Origin of the sequence: Pseudomonas sp. SLFW, assembly GCF_009905615.1 — a bacterium.
Lineage (GTDB): Bacteria > Pseudomonadota > Gammaproteobacteria > Pseudomonadales > Pseudomonadaceae > Aquipseudomonas > Aquipseudomonas bambusae.
In genome coordinates this window covers 453386-469442 of the sequence record NZ_JAAAKW010000004.1, presented here as the reverse complement: position 1 = coordinate 469442, position 16057 = coordinate 453386, and the positions used below count along the sequence as shown (strand labels likewise).

2 protein-coding genes are annotated in these 16057 nt (G+C 65.1%); both read right to left on the bottom strand.

Annotated elements, in window-relative coordinates; genetic code table 11:
* A partial coding sequence (locus GVN17_RS10435) for a non-ribosomal peptide synthetase (RefSeq protein ID WP_256665169.1) occupies positions 1–6320 on the bottom strand: 6320 nt, incomplete at its 3' end.
* Complete coding sequence (locus tag GVN17_RS10430) at positions 6320–16051, bottom strand: non-ribosomal peptide synthetase (RefSeq protein WP_218576143.1); 9732 nt, start codon at positions 16049–16051, stop codon at positions 6320–6322. The genes GVN17_RS10430 and GVN17_RS10435, both read right to left, overlap by 1 nt.
* Between the last annotated feature and the right edge of the window lie 6 nt (positions 16052–16057).

Genomic DNA, 16057 nt, shown 5'->3' with positions numbered 1-16057 from the left:
GCGTCGTGGGAGATCAGCAGCTTCACGCCGCCGTCTTCCAGCATGTAGCGCAAACGTTCGGTCGGGTAATCCGGGTCCAGCGGAATGTACGCGCCACCCGCCTTCAGCACCGCCATGAACGACACCCACAAATCGACCCCGCGCTCCATGGCAATTGCCACGCGGACCTCGGTGCCGATGCCGCGAGCGCGCAAGGCGTGAGCCAACTGATTGGCGCGGCGGTCGAACTCGGCAAAGGTCAGGTGCTGTTCGCCATGGACCAGCGCAATCGCCTCGGGACGCAAACGAGCGTGGTCGGCAATCAGTTCGTGAATCGGGCGATCCACGTAGGGCGAGAACGGCGGCGTGTTCCAGGCGTGCATTTCGCTGACATCGCGCTCGGTGAGCATCGACAGGTCGCCGATGCGCGCCTCGGGGAAGCGGCAAATACCGTCCAGCAACGCCTGGAAGTGGCCGCACAGGCGGTCGATCTGATCGGCGCTGAACACGTTGCTGTGGTAGTTGACGTGAATGTGCGCACGCTCGCCTGCCACCACCGCGAGGCTCAGCGGGTAGTGGGTTTTGTCGCTGAGTTCAACGGTCCCAATGTTCACGCCGCCTGCCTGCTTGTCGCGCAGCACGGCGTCCACCGGGTAGTTCTCGAACACCACCAGGCTGTCGAACAGGTCGCGCCCGGCATGCCCGGCGAAGCGCTGGGCTTCGAACAGCGGCGTGTGTTCGTGTTCGCGCAGCTCAAGGTTGTGCGCTTGCAGGTCGTTGAGCCAGTCGCCAACCTTCTGCTGTGCGTCCGGCGCCTGCACCAGCGGCAGGGTGTTGATGAACAGACCCAGCATGCGCTCGATGCCCGGCACTTGAGCCGAACGGCCGGACACCGTGGCGCCGAAGGCCACGCGCTTCTGCCCGGTGTAACGCTGCAACAGCAGCACCCAAACCGCTTGAATCAGGGTGTTGGCGGTGACGCGCTGACGGCGTGCGGCGCTGTTGAGCAGCTCGCTGTCCAGGTCTATCGACGTGACCCGCACCTGGGTCGGCAGCGGTTCGCCGTTGGCCGACGTCGGCGCGGTCAGGGCCGTCGCCATCAGGGTCGGCTGTTCGAAACCGGCCAGGTGGGTCTGCCAGAACTGAGCGCTGCGCTCGGCGTCGCGGCTCAGCAGCCACTCGACGTAATCGCCGTAATGCCCGGCCGGCAGGGGCGCGGTGTCGGACATCGCCGCTTGAATCACCTCACCCAGCACTGCCGCACTGCTCCAGCCGTCGAGCAGGATGTGGTGGAACGTCCACACCAGTTTCCACAGCGTGTCGCTCTGGCGCACCAGCAGCACCCGCATCAGCGGCGCTTGGTGCAGGTCGAACGGGGTTTCACGCTCGGCGGCCAGTACATCGGACAGCGATTCGGCGCTGCTGCGCAAATCCAGCTCGCGCACCGCCAGCACGGCGTCGCGACGAATCAGCTGGACCGGTTGCTGGCTGCCGCTCAGGCGCAGGAACGACGCCCGCAGGATCGGGTGACGCTGCACCGCCGCCGCCCATGCCGATGTGAAGCGGGCGAGCGGCAGGTGATCGACGTCCAGCGCCACTTGGTTGATGTACAGGTCTCGCGCATCGTCGCCGGACTGCACGGCGCTGAGTTCGCTGTGAAACAGCAGGCCCTGCTGCATCGGCGTCAGCGGGTACAACTGTTCGATGTCGCGGGGTGCGACCGGCAGTGCGTCCAGCTGCGCCTGAGTCAGGTCCAGCGCCGGGAAGTCCGACGGGGTCACGGCCGAGTGAGCGCGGCAGTGTTCGATCACTTCGTTCAACGTCACGGCGTAGGCGTCGAGCAGGCGCTGAATCGACGCGCTGTCGTGTCGCTCGCCGCTGTAGCTGCACGTCAGGCTGAAGTGGCCGTCGCGCACTTGCGCATCAAGCGACAGCTCGCAGGCCAACGGCGCGTCGGCGGCACGTTGGGCGCCGCTGGCTTCGTGGGCCAGAGTGAACAGGCCACTGCTGTTTTGCACGCGACCCATGTAGTTGAACAGCACGCAGCCTTCCAGCGACGGTAACGCTTCGCCACGCAGGTGACGCAGCAGGCCGTAGCCGAGGCCGCCATGGGGCACGGCGCGCAGGGTTTCCTTGGTGTGTTTCAGCGCCGTATCGAGGCTGTCGTGGGCGTGCAGGCTGACCGGGTACAGGCTGGTGAACCAACCCACGGTGCGCGAGGGATCGACGCCGTCGAACAGGTCTTCGCGGCCATGGCCTTCCAGCGCGATCAACGCACGGGGTTCGCCGCTCCAGCGTTGCAGGGCGCGGGTCAGTGCGGTCAGCAGCAGGTCGTTGATCTGCGTGCGGTACGCCGCGGGCGCTTCATTGACCAGCGCGTGGGTTCGGGCGGCGTCCAGTTGCAGGTGTTGCTGCTGCACGACGCTTTGCTGCGCCTTGCCTTGAGGGTTGGCGCACGGGAGCGGCGGCGCAGGTGGCAGGCTACGCCAGTAGTCGGCCTCGGCCAGCACGGCGTCGCTGTAGGCAAAGTCCAGCAAGCGGTTGGCCCAGCGCTGGAACGGCAGGCCCTTTTCTCCCAGATCGACCGTCAGTCCGGACTGAGCCTGGGTGTAGGCGTTGTGCAAGTCTTCCAGCAGCAGCCGCCACGACACCCCGTCCACCACCAGGTGATGCACCACCAGCAGCAGGCGCTCGCCGCCTTCGGCCAGTTTGAAATGCACGGCGCGCAGCAGCGGGCCGTCCTTGAGGTTGAGGCTGGCCTGGGCTTCGTCACAGGCGTGAGTCAGTTGATCGGCACTGACTTCGCGTTGCCACAGCAGGCCGTCTGCGTTCTCTTCAGGGCGATAGCGTTGCTGCCTGTGGCCGTTGTCCTGTTGCGTGAAGCTCATGCGCAGGGCGTCATGATGATCGATCAGTGCTTGCAGGGCCTGAGCCAGCGCCGGGCTTTCCAGCGCTTCGGCCGGGGTCAGCAGCAGCGACTGGTTCCAGTGGCTGCGTTGGCGCATTGGTTGTTCGAAAAACCAATGCTGGATCGGCGTGAGCGGAATGTCGCGGTTGTACGCAATGCGTGCCAATTCGGCGGCCTCATCCCGGTTCACCACCTGCGCGACCTGGGCCAATTCGGCGATGGTCTGGCGCTCGAACATCTGCCGGGGCGACAGCTGAATGCCGCGCTTCTTGGCACGGGAGATGATTTGCAGGCTGAGGATCGAATCGCCGCCCAACGCAAAGAAATTGTCCTGACGCCCGACCTGCTGAACGCCGAGCAGGTCCTGCCACAGCGCCGCCAGTTCGGTTTCGACACCTTCCAGCGGGGCTTCGAACGTTCGTTGTTGCAGTTGTGGTTCCGGCAGGGCCTTGCGGTCCAGCTTGCCGTTGGCCGACAGCGGGAATTTTTCCAGCGTGACCAGATGGGCAGGGACCATATAGTCCGGCAGGCGTTGTTTCAGCTGAGTGCGCAGGTGCTCTTCATCGAACGCTTGTGCGACGAGATAGCCCACGAGTTGCGTGCCGGTGGCGAGTTGGCGGGCGACCACGACGGCTTCGCTGATCGCCGGATGGTCCAGCAGCGCGGCTTCAATCTCGCCAATCTCGACCCGCAGGCCGCGCAGTTTGATCTGGTGGTCGAGGCGTCCCAGGTATTCAACCGCGCCGTCCGCTCGCCAGCGTGCCAGGTCGCCGGTGCGGTACAGACGCTCGCCGTTGCCGAACGGGCTGGCGACGAAACGCTCGGCGGTCAGGCCGGGGCGTTGGTGATAGCCGCGAGCCAGGCCAATGCCACCGATGTACAACTCGCCCGGCACGCCAATGGGTTGCGGATTGAGGCGGCTGTCGAGGATGTGAATCTGCAAGTTGGCAATCGGACGGCCAATCGGTACCGAAGCGCCCGACTCGTTCACGCAAGTCCAGTGCGTCACGTCGATGGCCACTTCGGTTGGGCCGTACAGATTGAACAGGCCCGCATTCGGCAGACGTTGCAGAGTTTCACGCGCCAGATCGGCAGGTAGGGCTTCGCCAGAACAGACGATGCGTTTCAGCGAGGCGCAGCCGGACAGATTGTCCTGAGCCATGAAGGCGGCGAGCATCGACGGGACGAAGTGCAGTGTTGTGATCTGATGATCGGCAATCAAACCGTTTAACAACGCTGGGTCGCGATGATCACCGGGCTGCGCCATGACCAGCCGTGCACCGACCATCAGCGGCCAGAAGAACTCCCACACCGAGACGTCGAAGCTGAAGGGTGTTTTTTGCAGCACGGCGTCGGAGGCGTCCAAACCGTAGGCGTCCTGCATCCAAGCCAGACGATTGAACAGCGCCGCGTGGGTGTTGCCTGCGCCCTTCGGTTTGCCGGTCGAACCGGAGGTGTAAATCATGTACGCCAGCTGCTCGGCGTGAATCTCTACGACTGGCGCGGTGACCGGCTGTTGAGTCACATCAAGCTGATCCAGATTCAGCACCTGCAAGCCTTCCACCACAGGCAACTCGTCGATCACCGCATCGTGGCTCAACAGCAACCCAATCCCCGCGTCTTCCAGCATGTAGCGCAAACGATCGACCGGATATTCAGGGTCCAGCGGCACGTAGGCAGCGCCCGCCTTCACCACCGCATACAGCGCAACGACCATTTCCACCGAACGCAACGCCGCCACGCCGACCAGCGATTCACGCCCTACGCCCTGCCCGCGCAGGTAATGGGCAAGCTGATTGGCGCGCTGATCCAGCTGCTGATACGTCAGCACCTGATCCCCACAGCGCAACGCTTCACGGTCAGGGTGCAGCTGCGCCAAACGCTCGAACTGACGATGCACGGCCCACGATTCAGCATCCCAATCCCGCGCCGTATCGTTCACCTGAACCAACTGCGCACGGTCCTGAGCATCCAGCAGTTCAACATCACCAATCGCCGCCTCAGGCCGTTCCAGCAACTGCGCAAACAGCTGCACGAACCGCTGATGCAGACGCTCGACGGTCGTGTCGTCAAACAGGTCCGTCGCGTAATTCCAGTTACCCGCCAGCTCACCCGCCGCGTTTTCCCAGGTGTGCAACGCCAGGTCGAACTGCGCGCTGCCGCTGTCCAGCGGCATCAGGGTCGCGTTGAGGCCGGGCATCAATTGCAGCGCTTCGTCCTGGCGCTGTTGATGGTTGTACAGCACTTGAAACAGCGGGTTGTGGCTCAGGCTGCGCTCGGGCGCCAGTGCGTCCACGAGTTGTTCGAAGGGCAAATCCTGATTCGCCTGCGCCCCTTGAGAGGCCAGACGCACGTTGTCGATGATCTGGTTAAACGTGGCGTCGGCCGTGACCTCGCCGCGCAGAATCTGAGTGTTGACGAAAAAGCCGATCAGCCCCTCGGTTTCAGCGCGCTGACGCCCGGCTATCGGCACGCCGATGCGCAGATCGTTCTGCCCGCTCAGGCGGTGCAGCAGCACTTGGTAGGCGGCGAGCATCACGGTGAACAGGGTCACGCCGCGCTGTTTCGCCAGTTCGCGCAGGCGTGCCGAGAGCGCGGCGTCGAGGCTGAACGGCAGGCGTGCGCCGCGAAAACTCTGGCGCGCCGGACGGGGGCGGTCGGCGGGCAATTCCAGCACCGGCGGCTCACCGCCGAGCTGCTGTTTCCAGTAGTCGAGCTGACGATCCGCCTCCCCTGCGTCCAGACACGCACGCTGCCAGAGGGCAACGTCGGCATAGCTCAACGGCAACGGCTCAAGGGCGCTGTCGTCACCTTCGAGGGACGCGCGGTAGGCCTGAACGAAGTCCAGCAACAGCACCTGAATCGACCCACCGTCAGCGATGATGTGGTGCAGGCAGACCAGCAGCACGTGTTCGTCATTGCTCAACGTGACCAGCGCCACCCGCCACAACGGGCCTTGGTCGAGGTCGAACGGGCGGCGAGCGAAGGCATCGGCCAGCGTTTGCACCCCACCTTCATCGGCGGCATTCAATTGCTCGAAAGGCATCGTTTGAGACGCTTGAATCACTTGCTCTGGCGTGCCGTCTTCAGCGCTGCCGAACACCGTGCGCAGGCTGGCATGCCGCTGGGCTACGCGGGCAAACGCGGACTGCACGGCGGCCACGTTCAGCGTGCCTTTCAGGCGCAAGGCACCCGGCAAGTGATAGGTGCTGTTGCCGGGTTCCAGCTGTTCGAGGAACCACAACCGCTGCTGGGAGAACGAGGTCGGACTGCGCTCCCCCGCCACGCCCGCCGGAATCGGCAAGGCCGACGCATCCAGCCCCTGCTCGCGCAGCTTGCCCAGAAACACCCGACGCTGCGCGGCGTTGAGGCTGAGGAAGCGGGTGGCCAGGGCCAGCAGCTTGCTTTGCGAAGTCATGCTCGGTTGCGACATCAGTTGCTTTCCTCCAGCTCATTCATGAACTCGTCCAGGGCATCGAGCCGGTCGAGCGTCAGGGTCTGCCCCTGCAAGGTGTCGATCAGGGCCGCCTGCGCGGCGACGGTGGTGGCTTCGAAGGCTTGCGCCAGCGGAATGCTCACCCCGAGGCGCTCGCGGATGCGTGACAACAGACGCGTTGCCAGCAGCGAGTGCCCACCCAGTTCAAAGAAGTTGTCGTCGCGCCCCACCCGCTCGACTTTCAGCAAGCCCTCCCAGAGTTCGGCGAGGACTTCCTCGCGCTCGCCCTGAGGCGCTTCGAAATGGCGTTCCTGCACGGTCGGCGCTGGCAGGGCCTTGCGGTCGAGCTTGCCGTTGGCGTTGCGTGGCAGACGCGCCAGCAGCATCACGTGGGCCGGGACCATGAACGCGGGCAGTTCTTGCGCCAGCGCGGTTTTCAGGACATCGGCGGACAACGCCTGCTCGGCTTCGGCGACCACGTAGGCCACCAGTTGCGGGCCGTGGAGCGAGGGTTGCGCGCTGACCACGGCGTCGCGCACCGACGGCTGGGCCAACAGGACGTTTTCGATTTCCCCCAGCTCGATGCGCTGGCCGCGAATCTTCACCTGGAAGTCGGCCCGGCCCACGTATTCCAGCGCGCCCTCGGCGTTCCAGCGCGCCAGGTCGCCGCTGCGGTACAGACGCGTCCCCGGTTCACCGAATGGATCGGGGAGGAAGCGTTCAGCGGTCAGGGCCGGACGCGCCGCGTAGCCACGCCCTACCCCGACGCCGCCGATGTACAGCTCGCCCACCACCCCCGGTGCCGCCAGTTGCAGGCTGGAATCCAGCACGTACAGGCGGTTGTTGTCGGTGGGGCGACCAATCGGCATGTTGGCTTTCGCAGCCGGAGCAGCGGTCAGGGTGTGCAGCGCCACGTCGTCGGCGCATTCGGCCGGGCCATAAGCGTTGACCAGCGGCACGTTCGGGTAGCGATTGAACCAGCGGGTCGCCAGGTCCACGGTCAGCGCCTCGCCGGTGGGGATCAGCCAACGCAAGGCGTCAAGCTTGTGCGGCGCAACGGCGAGCATGCCGTCGATCACCGCAGGCACGCACTCCAGCACGCTGACCTGATTGGCCACCACTTCTTCCAGCAGCCGTTGCGGGTCATGCACCACGGCGTCCGGCAGGATTTCCACACGCCCGCCGAACAGCGGCGCGGTGAGGAATTGCCACACCGAAATGTCGAACCCGGTGGCGGCGGTTTGAGCAATCACATCGCCCTCGCCCAATCGCAGGTACGGCAGCTTCGACATCTGGTTGTTGAGCATGCCCCGCTGGTTGACCATCACCCCTTTCGGCTCGCCGGTGGAGCCGGAGGTGTAGATCACGTAGGCGAGCTGCTCGGCGCTGGCGTAACGGCCCGGATTGTCGTCGCGGTCGTTGGCCAGCAGGTCTTCGAGCATCAGCAGGCGCGGCGGGTTCTCCATCAGCGCCAGAATCGCCTCGACCTGAGGCAGACAGTCACGGGGCGTCAGCAACACCGGCGCGGCGCTGCTCACCAGCATGCGCGCACTGCGGCTCGCGGGATGACGATCGTCCAGTGCCAGGTACGCACCACCGGCCTTGAACGCCCCGACAATCATGCTCAGCAACGGCAGGCCACGGGGGGCGAACAGCGCCACCACATCATCGCCCTGCACACCCGCTGCGGTCAGGCCGTGACCGATGCGGTTGGCGCTACGATTGAGCGCGTCGTAGCTCAGGCTCTCGCCTTCGCAGCGCGCCACTTCCCGTGTCGGATGGGCCTGAACCCGCGACTCGAAACGCTCCAGGTAGCTGATGCCGTACCAATGTTTTTGCACCGGGCCTTGGCCCTGTTCCAGCAGTTGCTCGCGCTCGGCCTGTTCCAGCACCTGCAATTGGCTGAGGGTCTGTTGCGGGTTGTCGATCAGCTGTGCGAGCAGGCGACGGAAGTGGCCGACCAGCGTGTTCATGTCGCCATCGTTGAAGTGGCGAGTATCGTAAGTCAGCTGCAATTGCAAGGACTCGCCGGGCAACAGCACCACGGTCAACGGGTAGTTGGTGTGAGTGCGGTTGGCGAGCGGTTGGATGCGGTATTCGTTCACGGCCTGCTGAACCTCGGCGCCCAACGGAACGTTTTCAAAGACGAACAGGCTGTCGAACAGCGGCTGACCGCGAGGGGTGTCCGCCAGCAACTGAATGTCCGCCAGCGACAAATGTTCGTGTTGACGCATCTCGGCGTTTTGCGCCTGCAACGCGTTGAGCAGGTCCAGCGCCGATGCGCCCAGCCCTGGACGCCGGACGCGCAACGGCAGCGTGTTTATGAACAGCCCCAGCGCGCCTTCGATGCCTTCCAGGTCGGTCGGACGTCCGGCCACGGTGACGCCGAACACCACGTCGTCGCGGTCGCTGTGACGCATGAGCAGCAAAGCCCACGCGGCCTGCACGAAGGTGTTGGCGGTCAGGCGGTGCTGGCGGGCCTGATCGGCCAGTCTGGCGGTCTGCGCGTTGCCGAGGGCCAGGGTCACGTCGCGCATCTGCGGCTCACCGTGAGGACTGTGACGGTACGGCAGCGGCGTGACGTCGGTGAACCCGGCCAGCGCTTCGCGCCAGTAATCCCGGCTGACCGCTTCGTCCTGCTCGGCGAGCCAGGCGAGGAAATCCCGATAGGGGCGAGCGGCAGGCAAGCTGACGTGGCGCCCTTCAAGAAACGCGCGGTAATGGGCGAAAAATTCGGTGAGCATCAAACCCCGGCACCAGGCATCGATCAGCGCGTGGTGGTGGCTCTGCACGATGCGGAAATCCGCCGCGCCGAACTTCACCAGACGCAGGCGCAGCAACGGCGCCCTGGCGAAATCAAAGCCCTGTTCGCGCTCGGCGATGAGCAGCGCTTCCAGCTCGGCCTCGGCGGCAGCGCGGGACAAATGGCTGAGGTCGATCAGTTGCGCAGGCGACGGCACGCGGCGCATGACCACCTGACGCTGCGCGCCGCTTTCCAGCCCGTGGAACGCCGTGCGCAAGGCTGGATGGCGCTGCACCACCTGCTGCCACGCGTGTTTGAAGGCCTCGAAATCCACCTCGCTACCGACGGCGTATTGGTCTTGCATCAGGTAGATGCCGTTGCCCCGTTCCAACAGGCTGTGCAGCAAAATCCCTTGCTGCATGGGCGCCAACGGCAGGATGTCTTCGACCTCTCGCGCCGGAATCGCCAGGGCGTCCAGTTGCATTTGGGTGAGGCCCGCCAGCGGGAAATCCGACGGGGTCAGGCCAGCGTTGTGTTCGTCGCTGCAATGATTGATCAGCTGCACCAGCTGCGCACGATACAGCGCCACCAGTTGTTCGATGGTTTCGCGACTGAAACGCTCGCGACTGAAGGTCCAGTCCAGGTGTAACTGGCCGCCGCGCACCTGACCGTCGATGGCCAAGGCGTTGGCCAGTGGGCCTTGCGGATCGCGCAGGTGTTGGAGGGTCTGGTTCGACAGCGAGAACAGCGCGTCCCCGGAATCAGCAAAACTGTCGTCAAAACGACCGAGGTAATTGAAGGTCACGCCCTGTCCCACCAGCTCCGGCAAATCGGCACCGGCGAGGTATTTAAGGACGCCGTAACCAAGGCCTTTTTCCGGCACGGCACGCACCGCTTCCTTGACCGATTTGAGCGTGGCAATGACGTCGTCATCCGCCTCCAGCGCCACCGGGTACAGGCTGGTGAACCAGCCGACGCTGCGGCTGAGGTCCAGCCCGTTGCCGTTCTCAGAAACGTCTTCACGGCCATGCCCTTCAAGACTGATGACATGACGACGGCGCCCGCTCCACTGCCACAACGCCTGAGACAGCGCCGCCAACAGCAGGTCGTCGATGCGGGTGCGATACGCCGCCGGGGCTTCGCTGAGCAGGCGGCGGGTGTCCTGTGCATCGAGGTTCAAGCTGACCGTGTCGCCCGCGCCGATCAGGCTGTGAACCGAGGTATCGCCCGGCAGGCAGGCGTCGGCCGCTGGCAGCCCCTGCCAGTGTGGCAATTGCGCGGCGAGTTCGGGGCTGCGCGCCAGATCGTGCAGGGACTGCGACCAGCGTTGGAAGCTCGCGGTTTTCTCGGCCAGCGCGGCCGATTGCCCTGCCACCAAGCGGCTGTAGGCGTGTTGCAGTTCTTCCAGCAGCACGCGCCACGACACGCCGTCCACCGCCAGGTGATGGATGGCCATCAGCAGACGCCCCTCACCCGACGGCAAGCGCGCATGCACCACGCGCAGCAGCGGACCGGTCTCGATGTTGAGGCTGCGCTGGGCTTCGGCGCTGAGGGACGCGAGGTCTTCTTCGCGGCTGAGTTCGCAGGTCCACAGCAGGCGCTCGACGTTCTCAGTGTCGCGATAACGCTGCTGCCACTGGCCGTCGTCGCCTTGATGAAAGCTCAGGCGCAGGCTGTCGTGATGCGCCAACAGCACGGCCAGGGCCTGTTGCAAGACGCTGATGTCCAACGCGTTCGGCAGGTTCAGCAACAGTGACTGGTTCCAGTGGGAACGCTGCGCAATGGGCAAGGCAAAGAAACGCGCCTGAATCGGGGTCAGGGCGAAATCAAGGGGCATTACCGGCGCAAACACGGGGGCGGCGACCGGTTTGACGTCGGCCAGCACCGCCACTTGGGCCAGCTCGGCGATGGTCTGTTTTTCGAACAGTTGCTTGGGCGTCAGGCGAATGCCCTGGCGGCGGGCGCGGGCGATGATTTGCAGGCTGAGAATCGAGTCGCCACCGAGGGTGAAGAAGTTGTCGTGACGGCCCACCGCCTCTACGTTGAGCGCTTTTTCCCACAGTGCGGCCAACGTGGCTTCGACGCCTTCATGGGGGGCTTCGAAGGTCTGGGAGACGGTCTGCGGCGCAGGCAACGCGGCATGATCGAGCTTGCCGTTGGCCGTGATCGGGAAGGCTTCCAGCGTCAGCACGTGGCTCGGCACCATGTAATCCGGCAGGCGCTCGGCCAGTTGCGCACGCAGCGCTTCGCCGTCGGTTTGCGTCCCTTTGGCGATCAAGGCATAGGCGATCAATTGGCCCCGGTCATCGACCCGCACATGCGCGTCGCGCAGGCCGTCCAGCTGACGCAGGCGCTGGGCGATTTCACCCAGGGCCACGCGGTAACCACGGACTTTGACCTGATCGTCGGCGCGCCCGAGGAATTGAATCTGCCCATTGGCCAACAGTCGCGCACGGTCGCCGCTGCGGTACAGGCGACGGCCATGGCCACTCGGGTCGGGAATGAACACGGCGGCGGTCATGGCCGGGCGGTCGTGATACCCCCGCGCCAGGCCCGGGCCGCCGATGTACAGCTCGCCGATGTCGCCCTGCACCACCGGTTCCAACTGCTCGTTGAGGATCAGCGCAGTGGCGTTGGGCAGCGGACGGCCAATGGGGGCGCTGTCGCCCGCGGTCTGGAGTTCTGCCAGTTCGTTGCTGAGCACGCCGACCGTGGTTTCGGTCGGGCCGTAGTGGTTGATGACGCGGCATGCCGGTTTCAGGCGTTTGACCTGCGCCACCAGCTCCCACGGCAAGGCATCGCCGCCGAGGATCAGCGCCTGTTCCGGCAACACGTCGGCGGGGTTGGCCGCTTGCAGCAGGCCGCTCAGGTGGGTCGGCACGATTTTCAGCACGCCCACGTTATGGGCCGCCATGTACGCGGCAAAGCGGTCTGCGTCGTTAGTCCGGTCCGGGCTGATCAAGTGCAGCGTGCGCGCCGAACACAGGGCGCCGAACAGCACGGTGTGGCCCAAGTCGGCACCTACCGTGGAGACCATCGCCATGCTCGCATCAGCGTCCAATGACAGACGCGACAGCAGGCCCTGCACGTAATCGGCCAGCGCGCCATGGCTGATGACCACGCCCTTCGGCGTGCCGCTGGTGCCGGAGGTGTAGATCAGGTACGCGGCCTGTTCAGGGGGCAGCGGCAGGTTCAGCGCGGTGGCCGATTGGCTACGCCATTCGGCAGTCACCTTGACGCCGATGACCTCGCCACTGAAATCGGCAGGCGCAGGCCCATCGCTGATCAGCCAGCGAGCGCCGCTGTCGGCCAGCACGAACGCCTGACGCTCGGCCGGCCATTTCGGGTCCAGCGGCACGTAGGCGGCGCCGGTCTTGAGGATCGCCAGCACACCGACGACGAACTCCACCGAGCGTTCCAGCAGCAGGCCGACGCGGCTTTCCGCGCCCACACCGGAAGCGCGCAGGTGCTGGGCGAGTCGATTGGCGTCGGCGTCTGCAGCGGCGAAATCGATGCCATGATCCTCACCCTGCAATGCCAGCGTTTGAGGCTGTGCGCTGACACTGGCATTCCACAGCGTCAGCACGTTGGTGGCAGGGAATGACACGGACTCCGCGATCAGCCGCGACGGCACAGCAGACACTTTCAGGTCCACCAGTCGCGCGCTGGGGTCTGCCACCACTTGCGCGCAGAGGCGCACCAAGTCAGCCGCGAAACCGGCGATGCGCGGTTCGTCGAACAGGTCGCAGGCGTAGGTGAAAACGGCCTGAATACCGTCGGCACTGTCGGTGATGTCCAACCCCAGGTCGAAGTGCGCGGAGAAGTCATCCAACTGGTTGACGTCCATGCGCATGCTGCCCATTTCCAGGTTCTGCGGCAGCGGAAATTGCTGGGTGAACTTCACTTGGCACAGCGGGTTGTGGCTGAGGTTGCGGGACACGCCCAGCGCTTCCACCAGTTGTTCAAACGGCAGGTCCTGATGGGTCTGCGCGCCCAGCGCCGTGAGTTTCACCGCGTCGATCAACGTGCTGAAGGATTGCAGCGGCGAGACTTCGGTGCGCAGCACCAGCGTGTTGACGAACAGCCCGATCAGGCCCTCGGCTTCGATGCAGGTCCGCCCCGCCACCGGCACGCCAACGCACAGGTCGGTCTGGCTGCTGTAGCGCTGCAACAGGCTTTTGTAGGCCGCGAGCATGACCATGAACAGCGTCGCGCCGTGAGCGCTGGCAAGGTCGCGCAAGCCCTGGCTCAGCGCACTGTCAAACGCGAGGGCGTAACGGGCGCCACGGTGGCTTTGTTGCGCAGGACGTGGGCGGTCCGCTGGCAAGGTGAGCACCGGTTGGGTGTCCCCCAGACGTTCTCGCCAGTAGGCCAGTTGCCGCTCACCTTCGCCCCCGGCCAGACGCTGGCGTTGCCAGGCGGCGAAGTCGGCGTACTGAATCGGCAGCGGCCCCAGCGCTGGAATCTGCCCTGACGCATGGGCGCTGTAGAGCGCTGCGAAATCCTTCAGGATGACCTGCACCGACCAGCCGTCAGCGATGATGTGATGCAGCACCAGCACCAGTTGCTGCTGACCGGGGGCCAGCCGCACGTTGAGCACGCGCCACAACGGTCCGGTCTGCAAGTCCATGGGTTGTTCGACGGCGGCCTTGGCCAGTTCGCCCAAGGCTTCGAGGGGTTGTGCGTGCAGGCTCAGATCGTGCGGCTCGATGACCACCGGCTGGGCGCCGTGGATGCGCTGCACCAGCACTTCGTTGGCGTCGATGGCGAAGGTGGTGCGCAGGCTTTCATGGCGGGCGGCCAGGTCGTCGAAACTGCGTTGCAAGGCGACGTCGTCAATGGCGCCGCTCAGGCTCAGTTGACCGCACAGGTGATAGGCGCTGCTGTCCGGCTCCAATTGCGCGAGGAACCACAAACGTTGCTGGGCGAACGACTGCTCAGGCGCGGTATCGCGGGAGATGCGCGCCACGGCGGGCGCGCATTCGGCGCTGCGAGTCTGGCGGGCGACATGGGCGCTGAACGCGCCGAGGGTCGGGTGTTCGAACAGGTGCGCGGGCTCCAGCTTCAGGCCCAGCTCGCCGTTGAGGCGCGACAGCACCTGCACCACGCCCACTGAATCGCCGCCACGGGCGAAGAAATGGTCGGCCGCTTTCAGGTCATCCTTGCCCAGCACTTCCTGCCATGCGGTGACCACTTCGGGCAACAGCGAGACGTCATCGCGCTGCTCGCTCTCGGCGTCCAGCAGACGACCGTCCTGCCAGACCGCGAAGCTGTCGAGGCTGCCGTTCTGCCAGCCGACGCGGCAGGCGGAGCGTTGCAACTTGCCGCTGGTGGTGCGCGGCAAGGCGCCGGGTTCCAGCAGCACGATGACTTTCGGTGCCACGAGAAACAGCTCCGACACGGCATCGCGGACGGCGTCGCAGATCATCTGCGGCTTCATCAGGCGGCGCACGTTGCGGCTGATTTCCAGCGCCAGGCCGACGCCTTCCGCGCCCTGTTCATCGGTCACCGGGAATGCGGCGATACGCCCGCGACGCAGCAGCTCGACGGTTTTTTCCAGCGACTGTTCGATGTCCTGCGGATAAAGGTTCTGGCCGTTGAGGATGATCAGGTCTTTCAGCCGACCGGTGATGAACAGCTCGCCGCCACTGGCGATGCCAAGGTCGCCGCTGCGAAGCCAGCGCTGACCGTCTTCCTGCACAAAGGTCTGCGCGGTGGCCTCAGGGTTCTGCCAATAGCCTTCGGCGACGCTGGGGCCGCCGATCCAGATTTCACCGACCTGCCCTTCCGGCAAAACGGCCTGGCTGACCGGATCGACGATGCGCAGCCCATGGTTGCCGCGACACCAGCCGCAACCGGGCAACCGACTCGTGGCGTTCTGATTGGCGAACAGCGCTTCGTCGGCATCACCGGCGGCAAGCTGGCTGCCGTCGAATCGTTTGATGCCGAAGGGCACGGCACGGTGGGCGGCACTGACGAACAACGTCGCTTCGGCGAGGCCATAACTCGGGGTCAGGGCGCGGCGGTCGAAACCGGCGGCCGCGAAGTGCTTGCTGAAGGCGTCCAGCGTGGCGATGCGAATCGGTTCGGAGCCGGAAAACGCCAGGCTCCAGTTATCCAGCTTGAGGCCCTTCACCGCGCTCGGTTTGATCCGCTCGACGCACAAGCGATAGGCGAAATCCGGCCCGCCGGAGAAGGTGCCGTTGTATTCGCTCATCACTTCCAGCCAGCGCGCCGGACGCCCAAGGAAATAATTCGGCGACATCAGCGTCAGGGTGCCGCCGTAGTACAGCGGCAGCAGCAGCCCGCACATCAGGCCCATGTCGTGGTAGAGCGGCAGCCAGCTCACCCAGCTTTCGGTGGAGGCGTCGGTGACGAAGTGCCGGGCCATGGCGACTTCGTTGGCCATGAGGTTTTTGTGAGAGACCATCACGCCTTTTGGCGCGCTGGTGGACCCCGAGGTGTATTGCAAAAAGGCGAGCGACGAAGTGTCGATCAACGAGGGCTGGAACGTGCCTTGCCCACCGTCGATGTCTTCAATGGCGATGAAGCGTCCGCCCGCGGGCATGAACGGTTGCAACAGGTGTTGGAATTTATCCAGGTCTTCGCGACGGCCCAGCACCACGCCTGGCGCCGCGTCCTGAAGGATGCCGGTCAGCCGATCCAGGTGAGTCTGGCGGTTGTACTCGGGGGCGAACGCGGGCACGGCGATAACCTTGGCGTACAGACAGCCGAGAAAGGCCGCCGCGTAATCGGCACCAGTGGGCAGGATCAGCACGCAGCGTTCGCCGCCTTGCGCACCCAGCTGATGCTGCAACACATCGGCCACGGCCCGGGCCTGGCGGTCCAGCTCGGCGTAGGTGGTCAGCAGCGGGGCCTGATCTTCATGGACGATGTGTCGAAGGGCAATCCGGTCCGGCTGGCGCTGCGCATACAAGCCCACCAGTTCGGGAAAATGCGCGGCCTGATCTCGTATGGATGTCATGCTTTC